This is a genomic window from Streptosporangium sp. NPDC049376 (genome assembly GCF_044466505.1).
Taxonomy (GTDB): Bacteria; Actinomycetota; Actinomycetes; order Streptosporangiales; family Streptosporangiaceae; genus Streptosporangium.
The window spans coordinates 221,170-235,495 of record NZ_JBITMT010000001.1 but is presented as its reverse complement, the minus strand read 5'-3'; the positions used below and the strand labels follow the sequence as shown (position 1 = coordinate 235,495).

Here is a 14,326-nt window from a genome sequence, read left to right as displayed (position 1 = left end):
CCCGCAGGGGAAGGGAGGCGCGATGCCGGAGAAGACCCTCGACGAACCGGTCCGGCGGTTCCTGGAGATCCTCGGCCCCGGCTCGGTGATCACCGATCCCGTACGGCTGCGCACCTACGAGTGCGACGGCCTGACCCACCATCGCGCGAGTCCCGGCGTCGTCGTGCTGCCGGAGACCGCCGAGCAGGTCGCGGCCGTGGTGCGGGTCTGCGTCCGCCACGGCGTGCCGTTCGTGGCCAGGGGCGCGGGGACCGGCCTGTCCGGCGGGGCGTTGCCGAGGACGGACGGGGTGCTCGTCGTCACCTCCAGGATGCGGCGGATCCTGTCGGTCGACCTGCCGAACCGGCGTGCCGTCGTCGAGCCCGGGGTCACCAACCTGGCGATCACCGAGGCGGTCCGCGACCTGGGTTACTACTACGCGCCCGACCCCTCAAGCCAGCAGGTCTGCTCCATCGGCGGCAACGTCGCGGAGAACTCCGGCGGCGCCCACTGCCTGAAGTACGGCTTCACGGTCAACCACGTGCTCGCCCTGGAGGTCGTCACCCCGGACGGCGACATCGTCGAGCTGTCGAGCACCGATCCCGGCTACGACCTGCTGGGTGCCTTCGTCGGCTCGGAGGGCACGCTGGGCGTCACCACCAAGGTCACCGTCCGGCTGACACGGGCCCCGCAGGCCGTGACGACGCTGCTGGCGGCCTTCGACGACGTCGAGGGAGGCGGCCGGGCGGTCTCGGCGATCATCGGCGGCGGCATCCTGCCCGCGGCGATCGAGATGATGGACGCCCTGGCGATCGAGGCCGCGGAGGCGGCGGTCGCCTGCGCCTACCCCGAGGGCGCCGGGGCCGTGCTCATCGTCGAACTGGACGGCCCCGCCCCCGAGGTCGCGCACCAGTTCGCCGAGGTGCGGCGGATCTGTGAGGAGAACGGTGCCTTCGAGCTGCGCACGGCGGCGGACCCGGCGGAGCGGGCGGCCGTCTGGAAGGGCCGCAAGTCGGCCTTCGCGGCGGTCGGCCGGATCAGCCCGGCCTACATCGTGCAGGACGGGGTGGTGCCCAGGACCGCGCTGCCGGAGGTGCTGGCTGCCATCGACCGCATCTCCCTGGAGCACGGCATCCGGGTGGCCAACGTCTTCCACGCCGGGGACGGCAACCTGCATCCGCTGGTGCTGTTCGACGACGGTGAGCCCGGGGCGGCCGAGCGTGCCGAGCTGGTCTCCGGCAGGATTCTCGACCTCTGCGTCGAGCATGGCGGCTCGATCACCGGGGAGCACGGCGTAGGCGTCGACAAGTCCCGATATATGACGAAAATGTTCTCTGACGAGGATCTCGCGACCATGCAGCTGGTGCGTTGTGCCTTCGACCCGGCGGGCCTGTCGAACCCGGGAAAGATCTTCCCGACCCCACGGCTGTGCGGCGAGGTCCCCGGGGTGCGCAAAGGCGCGCACCCGCTGGTCGAGTCCGGCCAGGCGGAGCAGTTCTGATGACGGCCCCGTTCGAGGCGCTGCGCGGAACGGGCGTGACGGTCCGGCCCGCGGAGCCCGGGGACGCCGTCGCCGGGGTCATGCCCCGCTGGGTCGCGCTGCCGAGGACCACCGCCGAGGTCTCCGCGCTGATGCGGGTCTCGGCCGGGCACGACCTCGCCGTCGTCCCCGCCGGGGACGGCACGAAGCTGGCCTGGGGGAACCCTCCCGAGCGTTGCGACCTGCTGCTCCGCACCGGCCGTCTGACCCTCGACGGTGAGACGACCGTCGAGCACTCCCCCGGCGACCTGGTCGTCAGGGTCTGCGCCGGCCTCCCCCTCGGCGCGCTGGCCTCCTTCCCCGGCGTCGCCCAGGAACTTGCCCTGGACAACCCGCTCGGCGCGGGAACCGTCGGCGGCACGCTCGCCACCGGCGTCGCGGGCCCCCGAAGGTTCAGGTACGGCACCGCCCGCGACCTGCTGATCGGCGTCACCGTGGTCCTGGCCGACGGCACGGCCGCGACCTCCGGCGGCCGGGTCGTCAAGAACGTCGCGGGCTACGACCTCGGCAAGCTCCTGTGCGGCTCCTACGGCACGCTCGGGGTCGTCACCGAGGCCGTCTTCCGCCTCCATCCGTCCCCGCCGGAGCGCCGCTGGATCACCGTCTGGCTCGGCCGGGAGCCGGACCCGTTCACGGCCCTCGACGGGCTCGTGGCCGACCTGACCGCCTCGCAGGCCGAACCCTGCGCCGTCGAGGTCGACTGGCCGGGAGACGGGGACGGGCCGCTCGTCACGGCCCTCGTCGAGGGGACGGCGGCCGGGGAGCGGGCGACGGCCGTACGGGAACTGGCGCGCGGACGTCCTGCGTGGACCGGGAACGGCGCGCCCGGCTGGTGGAACACCCTGCCCGGTGACCCCGGCGGGGCGCTGTGCGAGCTGCGCCTGCCTCCCGCCGAGGTCGGCCGGGCGCTGCGGGCGGTCACGACGTGTGAGCCGTCCGCCCGGATCCGGGGCTCGGCCGCCTCGGGGGTCCTGTGGGCCGCCCCACCGCCGGAGGCGCTCCCGGCGTTCGTCCCGGCCGTACGCGACCGGCTCGGCGTGCTCGGCGGCCACCTGGTCGTCCTCGCCGCGCCGTACGGACGGGACGAGGGGATCGACAGGTGGGGGCCGAGCGGCGCGCTGCCGTTGATGCGGCGGGTCAAGGAGCGGTTCGACCCGGACCGGAGGATGTCCCCCGGCCGGTTCGTCGGAGGGATCTGAGATGGACCCTGAGCTGATCGGCGACTGCGTGCACTGCGGGTTCTGCCTGCCGACGTGCCCGACCTACGTGCTGTGGGGCGAGGAGATGGACTCCCCTCGTGGCCGGATCCACCTCATGGGCCAGCACGTGGAGGGCACGCCCCTGACCCCGGAGATGGCCGGGCACTTCGACGCCTGCCTCGGGTGCATGGCGTGCGTGACGGCCTGCCCGTCCGGGGTGAGGTACGACCGGCTGATCGAACAGACCAGGGCCGAGGTCGAACGGGTCCACCGCAGGCCGCTCCAGGATCGGGTGCTGCGTGCCCTGGTCTTCCGGCTGTTCCCCTATCCCCGGCGGCTGCGGGCGATGCGGCTGCCGCTGCGGCTCACCGCGGGCGTGCGCCGCAGGCTCGCCCCGAGGCTGGGGCGGATCAGTCCGGCCCTGGCCGCGATGGCCGAGCTGGCGCCCCCGGTCCCCGCCCGGGTACGGCTGCCGCACAGGGTCAGGCCGATCGGGCCGCGCAGGGCCACGGTCGGCATGCTCACCGGTTGTGTCCAGGGCGCCTTCTTCCCCCAGGTCAACGCGGCCACCGCCAGGGTGCTGGCGATGGAGGGCTGCGAGGTGGTGATCCCGCCCGCGCAGGGCTGCTGCGGGGCCCTGTCCCTGCACTCGGGACGGCCGGAACAGGCCGGACGGCTCGCGGATCGGACGATGGCGGCCTTCGAGCGCGCGGGAGTGGACACGGTCGTGGTCAACGCCGCGGGCTGCGGATCGACCATGAAGGAGTACGGCGACCTGCTCGGGCCGGAACGGGCCGGGGCCGTCAGGGTCGTGGATCTGTCGGAGTACCTCGCCGAGCTCGGCCCCGTGGCCCGGCGGCACCCGCTGCCGCTGACCGTGGCCTATCACGACGCCTGTCATCTGGCGCACGCCCAGGGAATCCGTGCCCAGCCCAGGGCGCTGCTGTCGGCCGTGCCCGGGCTCAGGCTGGTGGAGATCGCCGAATCGTCCATCTGCTGTGGTTCCGCGGGGACCTACAATCTCCTGCAGCCCGAGGCCGCGCGCGACCTCGGCGACCGCAAGGCGGAACGGGTGCTGGCCACCGGCGCCGACCTGCTGGTCTCGGCCAACCCCGGCTGCACCCTGCAGATCACCTCGGCCGTCCGCCGCCGCGGCATGGACCCGATCCCTGTCGCGCACGTCGCCCAGGTGCTTGACGCCTCCCTGCGCGGACTGGACCGGGCGTGGTGAACGCGGGAACAAGGAACAGGAACGGACCGCATGGACAAAACGGATATGAGCGACGCACGACACGGAGCCGCCGCCCCGGCCTCCCCGGGCGGCACCGTGCAGTCGGTCGACCGGGCGCTCGACGTGCTTGAGGCGCTCGCCGAACGGGGTGGGGAGGCCGGGCTCTCCGAGATCGCGGCCGGGACCGGCCTGCCGTACGGGACGATCCACCGGTTGCTGCGCACCCTGCTGGCGCGCGGTTACGTACGTCAGGAGTCCGACCGCCGCTACGCGCTCGGCGGTGCCCTGGTACGGCTCGGCGGGGTCGCCGAGCGCATGGTCGCGACGCTGGCGCAGCCGTATCTCACGAGGATGGTCGAACTGTCCGGTGAGACGGCCAACCTGGCGGTGCTCGAAGGTGACTTCGTCGTCTACGTCGCCCAGGTGCCCTCTCCCCGGAGGCTGCGGATGTTCGCCGAGGTCGGCAGGCGGGTGCTGCCGCACAGCACGGCGGTGGGGAAGGTCCTGATGGCCGACCGCGCCGACGACGAGGTGGCGGCGCTGGTCGGGCGCACCGGCATGCCCAGGCGCACCGCCAACACGGTCGTCGACCTGCCCGGCATGCTGGAGGAGCTGCGGCGGGTGCGTGAGCGGGGCTACGCCATGGACCTGGGCGAGGAGGAGCTCGGCGTGCACTGCCTGGCCGTCGGGGTGCGCGACGGCTCGCGCACGGTCGCCGCGATGTCGATCTCCGGCCCGGCCGGGCGGATCGAGGCGCTCGACCGGGAGGAGCTCGCGGAGGGCATGCGGGGGATCGCCCGCGACTTCGGCACCGCGCTGGGCGCGTGACCCCGCCGGTTACCGGGCGGGCGGGGTGATGTTGAGGTTGCTGCCCTGGGGGACCGGGACCACCGAGACCTGGCCCTTCTGGATGGCCTGCCAGAGCACGGCGCCCTGCGGCCCCAGGACCTTGACGAGGTCCTTGATGGACTCCATCTCGGTGCGGACCTTCGCGTTGCGCTGCGCCTGGGCGATGTTCTCGGTCTTGGCGGCCTGCTCGTCGGCCAGGGCGTTCACCAGCGCCTCGGGCGGCTCGGGCTTCTGGATGGTCAGGGAGATGTCACCGCACTGGCCGCTGCCGGTGTAGTTGGGGTTGCAGAAGTAGTCGGCGCCGCCCGTCTCCTCGATGAACTGCCTGGCCAGCACACCGACCCTGGCCTCCCAGGCCTGCTTCACCTTCGGGTCGTTGAACAGCCCCCGCCACTCGAACTCCTGGGAGGCGGCGTCCATCGCACGGTCGAGCGGCACCCGCATGTACAGGTTGAGCATCCGCCCCCAGCCCTCGGACTGGCCGTCCTCGTAGTAGGCGCGGAACTTCAGCCCGATCTTCTCGTGGAAGCGCTGCAGCGTCTTGCACTCGGTGTTGAGCGTGAACGTCGCGACCCCGGACACCGTCATCTCGACGTTGTCCTTGGACACGACGGACAACGGCTTGGACTCGGCGTCCTTGGCCTCGGAGAAGTCGAAGGTCCGCTGCCCGAACGGGTAGGAGTAGGGGGTGTCGCCGGGGCCGAGCAGCGTCGCGCCGCTCGATGGGTTGATACAACGCTCGAACTTGATCGGCTCGAAGAGGCCGCCGGCGTAGTGCAGGACCATCTCGTCGGGCTGGGTGCTCACCCGCGAACAGCCGCTGAGGATCACCGCGCACACCACCAGCAGGGGCACCGCGATCAGGTAGATCCGCAGCGACCTCCGTTTGCCGACCGGTCCCTTAGTGCCCATCGCCCATCCTTTACGTCCGCCTTATATCCATTTGTCAAAGGCGGATCCTATTACCGTCACATCACGAGCGAGCGACGTGACCGGATGCGACCGTGGGCGGCCGTCAGCAGGAGTTGAGGATCTTCCGCATGGCGTCCTTCTCCGCGGACGTCACCCACAGACCGTACTTGGCCTTCACCTGGATCTGGCGTGAGACATAGGCGCACCGGTAGGCGCCGCGCGGCGGGAGCCAGGTGGCCGCGTCACCGGCGCCCTTCTGACTGTTCAGCGGCCCGTCGACGGCCAGCAGGTTCAGCGGGTCGTTGGCCAGTTCCTTGCGCTTGCCCTCCGGCCACTGCTGCGCGCCCTTCTGCCAGGCGTCGGCCAGCGCGACCACATGGTCGATCTGCACCGCGGAACTGGTCTTCTGGCCGCGCTCGAACCTGATGGTCTTGCCGCTGTAGGGGTCGTCGAGGACCCCGGTCAGCACGATGCAGTCGTGAGTGCCCGACTTGAAGGTCTCGTCCTTCAGGTCGCGCTTGAGGATGTCGTTGCGGGTGTCACAGCCGTTGTGGTCGACGTCGGACCAGGCGGGGCCGAACTCCCCGCGGTCGAAACCGGTCATCGGGGCACGCCCCTTGACCTGCAGCCTGTCCAGCTCGCCGAGGGCCTCGGCGGCGGACTTCCCCTGGACGGCCGACGACCCCCCGCCCGCCTGCCCGGTGAGACCGCATCCCGCCAGAGTGAACGCGACCGCCGCGGCGACCGCTCCCCGACCAAGCGCCGACCGCAGCATGGCACCCCTTATGACGAATTACGACTTCAGCGATGACGAAGCGGCCAACTACCCGCATCCACCGTCATCAATCATAAGGTCACACGCCGTAACCCTCATTACCTGTTTCAGGACGCGATGGTAAGTAACCCCTCAGACGCGACCGTAGGAGTCCTCAAGCCGCTCGATGTCGTCCTCGTCGAAGTATCCGAAGGCGATCTCCAGGATCCGGGTCGCCTTGCCCGACGAGCTGAGCCGGTGGGTCTGCCCCGCCCTGATGAGCACCCGGTCGCCGACGGCGGGCTCGATCCGCTCACCGTCGATCTCGAACACCGCGCCGGGGTCGAGGGCGACCCAGAGCTCGTCACGGTGCTCGTGCCGCTGCAGGCTGAGCCGCTGCCCCGGCGCCACTTCGATGATCTTCACCGTGGACGTCTCGTTGAGTGTGTACCGTTCGAAAGCACCCCACGGGCGCTCGTCCCGGATCACCGCGCCGAGCCGGTCGATGTCCTGCAAGATGCCTCCATCCACTCACCTGAGTACAGGAACTGTGACATGTCCACGTAACGAGCGCGCATGTTCCATGAAACTGGATGCTTAACTCAGGTGAGACGATTACCTCACGTTACGAGAATTCACCGGGATCACCGCACTCGCCACGCGGAACCCGCCGCCACGGCCTCGCGACCCACGGGCAGGGAGCACGTACCCGCCCGGAGGAGATGGCTCCGGGCGGGCACGGATAAGGGCACGGCTACAGGCCGTACTCCTTGACGATGCGCTCGTGCCGCTCGACCTCGACGTCGACGGCCTTGGCGAGGTCGAGCCAGGCCAGCGGATGCACCCAGCGCTCGGTGGCGTCGTCGAGCACCGCGTCGAGCTCGACCGGCGTGACGTCCGGCGGGATCGCGATCCAGCCGAAGACGCCGGGCAGCCGCTCGCCGGAGGTCGGGTGCGCGACCGTGTAGCTGTCGTCGCTGTAGACCCACATCGGCCAGCCGCGCTCGGCCATGACCTCGTTGAACTCGGTCCAGTCGGCCTCGCTCGGAGCAGCGCCGTCGAAGAACCAGCTGGTGTACCCACCCGGGCGGAGCATGCTGACCGCGGCGAACGGCGGGATGAAGCCCTCCTGCTCCTCCTGGCTCTCCGGGATCGGCTCCAGCAGCTGCGGGTCGAAGACGACCAGGTCACCGGCGTTGTAGTCCATGCCGGTCGGCTGCGGGATGGCCAGCCTGGCCGTGGCGGGGCCGGTGCGCAGGCTGATGACCACGCGCTGGCTGCCGTCGGGAGCGGGCAGGACGATGCGCACCAGGCCCATCTCCTCCTCGATCGGCCCCTCCGTCGACTGCAGCGGCATGCCGAGCTTGGTGGTGCCCGCGCGGACGGTCTCCCAGTCCTCGGCGGCCGTGGCCATGGTGATCATCCGCCAGATGTCCTCCGGCTCGATCTCCTCCGAGTCGAGCGCGTCACGCAGGATCGCGGCGCCCTTGGCGTTGTCGCCGCTCTGCTGCACGGCGGCGGCCCACAGACGGCTCGCCTCGATGCCCGCGCCCGCGGCGACGGCGGCCTCGCCCTCGGCGGCGGCCTGCTCCCAGCGCTCCCGCGCGCGGTGCAGACGGCCCAGGGACAGGTGACGCTGAGCCTCGGGAAGCCGCTGCGCCATCTGTTCGAGACGCTCGTCCTGACGGGCCTCGATCAGCAGACCGGTGAGGTAGGAGACGTCCTGCTGGTCGGCGGTCTCGATGTCGCCCGACTCGACCAGCATGGTCCAGTAGATGTCGGCGCCTCTGGCCGGGTAGCCGAGGAAGCCCAGCGTGGTGGTGTGCCTGCGGGTGGCGGGCAGGTCACGGCCGGAGAGCGGGGCCAGCCAGCCGACCCAGCGCTCGGGGTCGGCGTTGAAGCCGTCGGCCGCGTCGAAGTACTCGACCAGCTCAGCCTCGGGACCCGGCGCCTCCGGCTCGACGACCGCGTCCGCGGCGGTGCGCAGCGCGGCGATCCGCTCGGCGATGCTCCCGGCGGCGTCCCCGGCGGACTTCAGCTCGCCCACCGCGGACTCGGCGATGTCGGCCAGCTGCCTGGCCTGCCAGACGCTCTGCCTGCTCACCGCCAGGTCCCCGGCGACCAGCGCCAGCTCGACCCGCGTGCGGTAGCCGCCCATCATGGCGAAGTAGTCGATCCACTGCTTGAGCACCCGGCCGAGCTGCCAGGTGTTGGTGATCTTCGCGAATCCGGCGAGCTCACGGATGGCCCGCGCCCACTCGGCCCAGACCCGCGGGTGGTCGCCGACCACGTCCAGGTCGGGCAGCGCGTCGACGGACTCCTGCGGCTTGCCGAGCACGGCGAGCACGAGCGAGCGCAGCACGCCCTCGCGGTGCTCCTTGGCCACGGGGTCGTCGGGCTTGAACCCGGTCGCCGCGTCGAGCGCGGTGAGCGCGTCCTGGGCGCGCCCCGCGGCCAGCAGGGCGCGGGCGGAGGCGGCACCGAGCTCCCAGCTCGCCTGCCTGTCGGCGGCGCCGAGCCTGCCGACCGCGGACTCGGCGTAGGTGACCGCCTCCTCGGCGCGGCCCGCGTCCAGCAGAGCCGAGACGTACTGCTCCGCGACGGAGGAGAAGGCCAGCGAGTCCGGCTCGACCCCGAGGGCGCCGAGGGCGGCCAGCCGCTCGTCGGCGTAGCCGGGACCGTCGGTGTTCGCCTGGGTGAGGGCCAGCGCCGTCACGGCCCCGGGCGCTCCGGGGCAGTCACGGATGTCCTCCCGCTGGGCGAGTTCGACCAGCGTCTCGGCGTCGGCGAGGGCGACGGCCCCCTGGGCGCGGTCGCCGACGCGGCCGATCAGGTGCCAGTAGCGGGCGTAGAACTCCAGCCAGGGCAGCCCCAGGTTCTGCGCCTGCTGTGCGATGGCCGGCGCGAGCACGTCGAGCTGCGCGTACCGGCCCTCCAGCGCCTGCGCGGGCACGTCGCCGATCGCCATGGCCAGGCCGGTGTTCCCGGCTTCGTGCAGTTGCCGCTGGGTGTCGCCCACCCAGGCCCAGATGTCCACGTCCATGGGACGTCAGTCTGCCAGGTCGGCGACCATGCCCCAAACGACTGCGCCATCCCGATTGGCCATGTGATTCACCCGGTTCGGCGGAGTTCGCCGCGCCGGGCCGTGAGAGCGCTCCCGCGAGCTCACAGGTTCAGCTCCCCCGAGGCGACCATCACGGCGGGCCCGGCCAGATAGCTGGTGTCCTCTTCGAGGGTGACGGTCACCGTGCCGCCGAGCACCTCGACCGCCCAGGTGCCCGTGCTCTCCCCTGCCAGCCGGGCCGCGGCGACGGCCGAGGCGACGGCGCCGGTCCCGCAGGAACGCGTCTCGCCGGAGCCCCGCTCGAAGACCCGCATCACCACGCGGCGCTCCCCGACCGGGTTGAGCAGCTCGATGTTCACCCCCTCGGGGAACACGGCGGGGTCGAAGCCGGGCTGACGGGACAGGTCGAGCTGGGCGACCGGGTCGCCGATGACACATGCCAGGTGGGGGTTGCCCATGTCGACGTGGAGCCCCTCGTAGCGCTTTCCCGAGACGGTCGTCGCGCTCTCGCCGAACGTCTTCGGCCGCCCCATCTCCACGGTCACGTCGCCGGTCTCGGCCAGCCGTACGCGCTTGACGCCTCCCCTGGTGGCGACCCCGAACTCGCCGGCGTCCGCCAGGCACGAGTCGACCAGGTAGCGGGCGAAGACCCGCACACCGTTGCCGCACATCTGCGCGACGCTGCCGTCGGCGTTGCGGTAGTCCATGAACCACTCGGCCCGGCCCGCCTGGTCGGCGACCTCTGGGCTGAGCTTGGTGGGCATCACGTGCAGCACTCCGTCCGCCCCGATCCCCGCGCGCCGGTCGCACACCGCGGCGACGAACGCCGCGGAGAGCTCCAGCTCGCCGTCGAGGTCGGGGATGATCACGAAGTCGTTCTCTGTGCCGTGGCCCTTGACGAATCGCATGTTCCAACTCTATCGGCGCCCTACCGGGGTATCAGCGCGAGCGCCCTGCCCAGCAGATCGGGCTCCTGCTGGGGCAGCCAGAGCACCCGCGGGTCGCGCCGGAACCACGACTCCTGACGGCGGACGAACCTGCGGGTGGCCCGGATCGTCTCCTGTTTCGCCTGCTCCTCGGTCCACTCGCCGTCCAGGAAGCGCAGAACCTGGGCGTAGCCGAGCGCGCGGCTGGCCGTACGGCCCTCGGCGAGGCCGTGCGCGGCCAGCCGTCCGACCTCCTCCACCAGCCCGGCCTCCCACATCCGCTCGACCCGTACGGCGACCCGCTCGTCGAGGACCTCCCTGGGCACCTCGACCCCCAGCTGGACGCTGTGGTAGATCGCGTCGTAGGAGGGCATGGTGGCCGAGAACGGTCTCCCGGACAGTTCGATGACCTCCAGCGCGCGGACGATCCTGCGGCCGTTTCCCGGCAGGATCGCCCCGGCGGCCTTCGGGTCGAGCTCGCGGAGCCGTTCGTACAGGGGAGCGGTTCCCACGCGTTCGAGCTCGGCCTCCAGCCTGGCGCGGATGCCGGGATCGGTGCCGGGGAACTCCAGGTCGTCGAGCGCGGCCCGCACGTAGAGTCCCGACCCCCCGGCCAGGATGGGCACGACCCCCCTGGCAAGCATGTCGTCGATCAGCGGCCTGGCCAGCGCCTGGTACTCCGCGACGCTCGCGGTCCTGGTCACCTCCCAGATGTCGAGCAGGTGGTGCGGAACCCCGCGCCGTTCCCCGAGGGTCAGCTTGGCCGTCCCGATGTCCATTCCCCGGTAGAACTGCATGGAGTCGGTGTTGATCACCTCACCTCCCAGTTCGAGGGCGAGGTCGACGGCGAGGTCGGACTTGCCCGCGGCGGTGGGACCCACGACGGCGATGACTGGTAGCTGGCGCACGGTGATAAGTGTGTCAACTCCCTGGGTATGCATGGGATGACGATGATTCGTCACATCGGATCGGGGGATTCACCCATGTCGATCTTCGACAAGGTCAAGAGCATGCTCGGCGACCACAGCGCCAAGGCCGAGGAACTCGCCAAGCAGGGCGTGGACCAGGCGGCGCGGATGGCCAAGGAGAAGACGGGCGGCAAGTACGACCGGCACATCGACACCGCGGCCGCCAAGGCGAAGGAGATGGCCGACAGAATCGACGAACCGGACGGCACACCACGGCCTCCCGGGCAGGACGCCTCCCCGGGGTACCCGGGTCAGGGCCGCTCCGACGAGGGCAGGACCGACCCGCCCGCCGTCTGACGGGTTCCAGGCTCGGTGGGCGCGGAGGTGAGAGGGCCTTTCAGTCCCAGTCGAGGGTCGGCTGCAGATAGCCCTCAAGGGTGAGCAGCCAGCGCTTGGACTCCACGCCCTCTCCCCCGCTGAACCCGCCGAGCCCGTTTCCCGCGACCACCCGGTGGCAGGGGACGATGATCGGGATGGGGTTGGCCCCCATGATCGACCCGATGGCCCTCGCCGGGACACCCGTGCCACTGCGCGTGGCCAGCTCGCCGTACGTCACGGCTCTGCCGTAGCCGACCGTCTCGTACAGCGTGCCGAGCACCCTGCGCTGGACGGGCGAGGTCAGCCGCCAGTCGACGGGGACGCGGAAGGTCCGCAGTCTGCCCGCGTAGTACTCGGCGAGCTCGCCGAGCACCGCAGCCGTCCTGTCCTGGTCGTCGGCCTCGGCCAGGCCGAGGCCCGCCAGCATGCGTGCCCTGAGGTTCCCGCTACGGTGGGTCCAGCCGACCCCGGCGACCCCGTCCTCGGTGACGGCGGCGAGCATCTCCCCCAGGGGCGTCTGGACCGTCCCGAACGCCACGGTTGCCGCCATGTGTCCCCCTTGTTAGTGCGTCCCCGATCCCCGTCGACCGCGGCAGGTAACGGCATTCTTCATGAAAGAGCGCCGCATGGAGCCGTATTCCCCACCGATGATCGCGATCAACAGGCCCTAGCATCGGCTCGTGTCCCATCGCGAACTCGTCGTCCTCGGCACCTCAAGCGCGGTTCCCACCCGGCACCGCAACCACAACGGCTACCTCCTGCGCTGGGACGGCCAGGGCTTCCTGTTCGACCCCGGGGAGGGCACCCAGCGTCAGATGCTGTACGCGGGAGTCGGCTCGCACGACGTCACCTGGATCTGCGTCACGCACTTCCACGGTGACCACTGCCTGGGGGTCCCCGGCATCGTCCAGCGCATCGCCAGGGACGGGGTCGCCCACCGGGTCTCGGCGGTCTTCCCCGCGAGCGGGGAGGTCTACTGGCGGCGCCTGCGTCACGCCACCGCCTTCGCCGACACCTCGGTCATCGCCGAACACCCCGTCTCCGGGGACGAGACGCGCCTCGACGCGGGGCCGGTGACCCTCACCGCCCGCCCGCTGTCCCATCCCGTGGACTCCTACGGCTACCGTCTCGACGAGCCGGACGGCCACCGGATGGTTCCCGAACTGCTGGCCGCGCGAGGTCTTCACGGCCCCGCGATCGGGGAGTTGCAGCGCACGGGCACGGTCGTCGCCCCCGACGGCACGACGGTCGGGCTCGCGGAGTGCTCAAGGCCACGCCCCGGTCAGAGCGCCGCCTTCGTGATGGACACCCGGCTGTGCGACGGGGTGTTCGCCCTCGCGGAGAGGGTCGACCTGCTGGTGGTCGAGTCCACGTTCCTCTCCGGGGAGGCCGCGCTCGCCTCCCGTTACGGCCATCTGACCGCGGAGCAGGCCGGCCTGGTCGCCGCCGAGTCCGGGGTGCGCCGTCTCGTCCTGACGCACCTGTCGGAACGCTACGGAGCCGGCGACGAGCCCCGCTTCCTCGACGAGGCCCGGCGTCACTTCGGCGGCGACGTCGTCCTGGCACACGACCTGGAACGGATCGCCGTGCCCCACCGCGTCGTGGGCTGACGACCCCTCAGGGGGCCGTGGAGGCCCTGGACGCGAGGGCGGCGACGAAGTAGCCGACCCCGTAGGGGGCGTCGGCGTACAGGACCCTCCCGTCGAGGCGACCGCCCGCCCCCGCCAGGACCCGTAGCGCGGCCCTGCCCTGGACCCACAGTTCCTCGGCCTGTCCCCGGTCGAGCTCCGGCACCTCGCCCCGCCCCAGCGCCTCGACGATCTCCGCGTCGTACGGCAGCGCCCGCGGGTCCAGATATCCCGGTGACTTCTCGGTCAGCCGGGCGGAGCCGTCGGCCATGACCAGCAGCGCGACCCTGTCGTGCTCCTCGGCCAGCCGCGCCCCCAGCCGTGCGCACTCCTCCTCGGAGGCGTCGAACGGCACGGCGTGGAAGGCGGTCGCGGCCATCCCCTCCCGGTCGAGCAGCCACCGGCCCGCCGTCAGGGAGAGCGGCAGCACGGGCTGCCCGGCGCCGACCAGGACGTCGGCCCCCCAGGGGGCCAGGCTTCCCGCGGCGTGCGGGCCGTACGCCCCGGCGCGGGTCGCGCCGCCGACCACCAGGACCGCCTCGGGCCCGGCCTCGCGCAGGCCGCCGACCGCGACCGCGCAGGCGTCCCTCAGCCCGTCGAGCTCGGTGGCGGCCTCACCGGCCAGCTCGGGGAACAGCAACGGAGGATGCGGGCAGACCGCCGCGGCGACAAGCACCTTGTCAGAGTAACGGAGCGCTTTGACCGTCCCGCACTCCTCCGGTCTCGGAGACAACACTGCGGTTCTCACATTTTCCCGATTTTTCACGCTGTTGCTTTGTATAGGGTGCGCAAAATGGATCGATCCATATTTGCCGTTTCGCCCGCGCCGGGTTTCCACGCCCATCGGGAAGCCTGTCCGGGGAAAGAGCCGGAAATACCTGTTCTCCAGGGAAAACACGCACAGGACCTCTGGGTGGCGCGCCAAACTGGACGGAACACGAAACGTCCCCCAGTCTCC

14 protein-coding genes are annotated in these 14,326 nt (G+C 71.4%); 6 read left to right on the top strand and 8 right to left on the bottom strand.

Going from position 1 to position 14,326, the window contains the following annotated elements:
• Positions 1–22 precede the first annotated feature (22 nt).
• From ACIBVQ_RS00970 to ACIBVQ_RS00955, 4 genes are read left to right on the top strand one after another with little or no spacing between them, the layout of a single operon-like run.
• Positions 23–1,480 carry an FAD-linked oxidase C-terminal domain-containing protein gene (locus tag ACIBVQ_RS00970; protein WP_399174858.1) on the top strand — a complete coding sequence of 486 codons (1,458 nt, stop codon included), beginning with the start codon at positions 23–25 and terminating at the stop codon, positions 1,478–1,480.
• A complete protein-coding gene (locus tag ACIBVQ_RS00965; RefSeq protein ID WP_399174856.1) occupies positions 1,480–2,718 on the top strand; it encodes an FAD-binding oxidoreductase in 1,239 nt (412 codons plus the stop codon). The genes ACIBVQ_RS00970 and ACIBVQ_RS00965 overlap by 1 nt, the downstream gene beginning before the upstream one ends.
• A 1-nt stretch (position 2,719) precedes the next feature.
• Positions 2,720–3,949: a (Fe-S)-binding protein gene (locus ACIBVQ_RS00960; RefSeq protein WP_399174854.1), complete on the top strand. Its 1,230-nt coding sequence runs from the start codon at positions 2,720–2,722 to the stop codon at positions 3,947–3,949.
• Between the two features lie 45 nt (positions 3,950–3,994).
• A complete protein-coding gene (locus tag ACIBVQ_RS00955; RefSeq protein ID WP_352008573.1) occupies positions 3,995–4,777 on the top strand; it encodes an IclR family transcriptional regulator in 783 nt (260 codons plus the stop codon).
• A gap of 9 nt (positions 4,778–4,786) precedes the next feature.
• Here ACIBVQ_RS00955 and ACIBVQ_RS00950 read toward each other — a convergent pair whose 3' ends face one another.
• The 6 genes from ACIBVQ_RS00950 to miaA all read right to left on the bottom strand — a co-directional run bounded on the left by ACIBVQ_RS00950 (position 4,787) and on the right by miaA (position 11,362).
• A complete protein-coding gene (locus tag ACIBVQ_RS00950) occupies positions 4,787–5,710 on the bottom strand; it encodes an SPFH domain-containing protein (protein WP_352008572.1) in 924 nt (307 codons plus the stop codon).
• A gap of 103 nt (positions 5,711–5,813) precedes the next feature.
• Positions 5,814–6,485: an HNH endonuclease family protein gene (locus ACIBVQ_RS00945; protein ID WP_399174851.1), complete on the bottom strand. Its 672-nt coding sequence runs from the start codon at positions 6,483–6,485 to the stop codon at positions 5,814–5,816.
• 132 nt (positions 6,486–6,617) lie between these two features.
• Positions 6,618–6,980, bottom strand: a complete 363-nt coding sequence (locus tag ACIBVQ_RS00940; protein WP_352008570.1) for a phosphomannose isomerase type II C-terminal cupin domain — start codon at positions 6,978–6,980, stop codon at positions 6,618–6,620.
• A 238-nt stretch (positions 6,981–7,218) separates the two neighbouring features.
• On the bottom strand, positions 7,219–9,507 hold the full coding sequence (locus ACIBVQ_RS00935; RefSeq protein WP_362910829.1) for a tetratricopeptide repeat protein: 2,289 nt from the start codon (positions 9,505–9,507) through the stop codon (positions 7,219–7,221).
• 122 nt (positions 9,508–9,629) lie between these two features.
• On the bottom strand, positions 9,630–10,436 hold the full coding sequence (gene dapF / locus ACIBVQ_RS00930) for a diaminopimelate epimerase (protein WP_399174849.1): 807 nt from the start codon (positions 10,434–10,436) through the stop codon (positions 9,630–9,632).
• Between the two features lie 20 nt (positions 10,437–10,456).
• Entirely contained in the window at positions 10,457–11,362 is a 906-nt protein-coding gene (gene miaA, locus ACIBVQ_RS00925; protein ID WP_399174847.1) for a tRNA (adenosine(37)-N6)-dimethylallyltransferase MiaA, read from the bottom strand.
• A 75-nt stretch (positions 11,363–11,437) separates the two neighbouring features.
• Between miaA and ACIBVQ_RS00920 the strand changes: the two genes are divergently transcribed.
• Positions 11,438–11,719 (top strand): antitoxin, encoded by a 282-nt coding sequence (locus tag ACIBVQ_RS00920; RefSeq protein WP_399174845.1) that lies wholly within the window; start codon positions 11,438–11,440, stop codon positions 11,717–11,719.
• A 40-nt stretch (positions 11,720–11,759) separates the two neighbouring features.
• On the opposite strand, the gene ACIBVQ_RS00915 is transcribed toward ACIBVQ_RS00920, so the two are convergent.
• Positions 11,760–12,290, bottom strand: a complete 531-nt coding sequence (locus ACIBVQ_RS00915; RefSeq protein WP_362910834.1) for a methylated-DNA--[protein]-cysteine S-methyltransferase — start codon at positions 12,288–12,290, stop codon at positions 11,760–11,762.
• 130 nt (positions 12,291–12,420) lie between these two features.
• Between ACIBVQ_RS00915 and ACIBVQ_RS00910 the strand changes: the two genes are divergently transcribed.
• Positions 12,421–13,350, top strand: coding sequence for a ribonuclease Z (locus tag ACIBVQ_RS00910; protein ID WP_399174843.1), 930 nt, complete (start codon positions 12,421–12,423; stop codon positions 13,348–13,350).
• A gap of 7 nt (positions 13,351–13,357) precedes the next feature.
• Here the strand turns inward: ACIBVQ_RS00910 and ACIBVQ_RS00905 are convergent, their stop codons facing one another.
• On the bottom strand, positions 13,358–14,044 hold the full coding sequence (locus tag ACIBVQ_RS00905) for a hypothetical protein (protein WP_399174841.1): 687 nt from the start codon (positions 14,042–14,044) through the stop codon (positions 13,358–13,360).
• Between the last annotated feature and the right edge of the window lie 282 nt (positions 14,045–14,326).

What these genes read in the sequence shown, in the direction of transcription:
- ACIBVQ_RS00955 (WP_352008573.1), top strand. Translation starts at nt 3,995, where the DNA reads ATGAGCGACGCACGACACGGAGCCGCCGCCCCGGCCTCCCCGGGCGGC.
- ACIBVQ_RS00970 (WP_399174858.1), top strand. Translation starts at nt 23, where the DNA reads ATGCCGGAGAAGACCCTCGACGAACCGGTCCGGCGGTTCCTGGAGATC.
- ACIBVQ_RS00950 (WP_352008572.1), bottom strand. Translation starts at nt 5,710, where the DNA reads ATGGGCACTAAGGGACCGGTCGGCAAACGGAGGTCGCTGCGGATCTAC.
- ACIBVQ_RS00965 (WP_399174856.1), top strand. Translation starts at nt 1,480, where the DNA reads ATGACGGCCCCGTTCGAGGCGCTGCGCGGAACGGGCGTGACGGTCCGG.
- dapF (WP_399174849.1), bottom strand. Translation starts at nt 10,436, where the DNA reads ATGCGATTCGTCAAGGGCCACGGCACAGAGAACGACTTCGTGATCATC.
- ACIBVQ_RS00935 (WP_362910829.1), bottom strand. Translation starts at nt 9,507, where the DNA reads ATGGACGTGGACATCTGGGCCTGGGTGGGCGACACCCAGCGGCAACTG.
- ACIBVQ_RS00915 (WP_362910834.1), bottom strand. Translation starts at nt 12,290, where the DNA reads ATGGCGGCAACCGTGGCGTTCGGGACGGTCCAGACGCCCCTGGGGGAG.
- ACIBVQ_RS00920 (WP_399174845.1), top strand. Translation starts at nt 11,438, where the DNA reads ATGTCGATCTTCGACAAGGTCAAGAGCATGCTCGGCGACCACAGCGCC.
- ACIBVQ_RS00960 (WP_399174854.1), top strand. Translation starts at nt 2,720, where the DNA reads ATGGACCCTGAGCTGATCGGCGACTGCGTGCACTGCGGGTTCTGCCTG.
- ACIBVQ_RS00945 (WP_399174851.1), bottom strand. Translation starts at nt 6,485, where the DNA reads ATGCTGCGGTCGGCGCTTGGTCGGGGAGCGGTCGCCGCGGCGGTCGCG.